Source organism: Colwellia sp. MB02u-14, from assembly GCF_014076915.1.
In the GTDB taxonomy this organism is placed as follows: Bacteria; Pseudomonadota; Gammaproteobacteria; order Enterobacterales; family Alteromonadaceae; genus Colwellia_A.
Genome location: NZ_JACGUX010000094.1, coordinates 1 through 632, shown reverse-complemented (window position 1 = coordinate 632; position 632 = coordinate 1). Strand labels below are relative to the sequence as shown.

1 protein-coding gene is annotated in these 632 nt (G+C 49.8%); it reads left to right on the top strand.

The features are described from left to right. The coding region (locus H4J52_RS19625; RefSeq protein ID WP_182225417.1) for a PAS domain-containing protein at nucleotides 1-632 on the top strand (632 nt) is incomplete at both ends.

Here is a 632-nt window from a genome sequence, read left to right as displayed (position 1 = left end):
AAGATCCGTAAGGAGCAAGAAAGTGTCGCCCATGATTTAACCCAGTTAATCGATACGGCCAATGCCCCTATTTTTGGGATTGATGCCGCAGGTCTGGTGAACGAATGGAACCAGCGCGCCGAGCAACTCACTGGCTTTGCTAAGATTGATGTCATGGGAAAAGATCTGGTGGCCGGGTTTATCACCGATGATTACAAGGCCTCGGTTAAAGGGATATTGGATAAAGCCCTGCAAGGTGAAGAGTCCGCTAATTATGAATTTCCGCTGTATACCAAAACAGGCGATCGGGTGGATGTGCTGTTGAACTCCACTTCACGCCGGGATGCCGCCGGTCATATTATGGGGGTTGTGGGGGTTGGACAAGATATCACCGAGCTCAATAAGATCCGCCTTGAGCAGGAAAGTGTCGCCAATGATTTAACCCAGTTAATCGATACGGCCAATGCCCCTATTTTTGGGATTGATGCCGCGGGTCTGGTGAACGAATGGAACCAGCGCGCCGAGCAACTCACTGGCTTTGCTAAGATTGATGTCATGGGAAAAGATCTGGTGGCGGGGTTTATCACCGATGATTACAAGGCCTCGGTTAAAGAGGTACTAGATAAGGCTCTGCAAGGTGAAGAGTCGGCTAA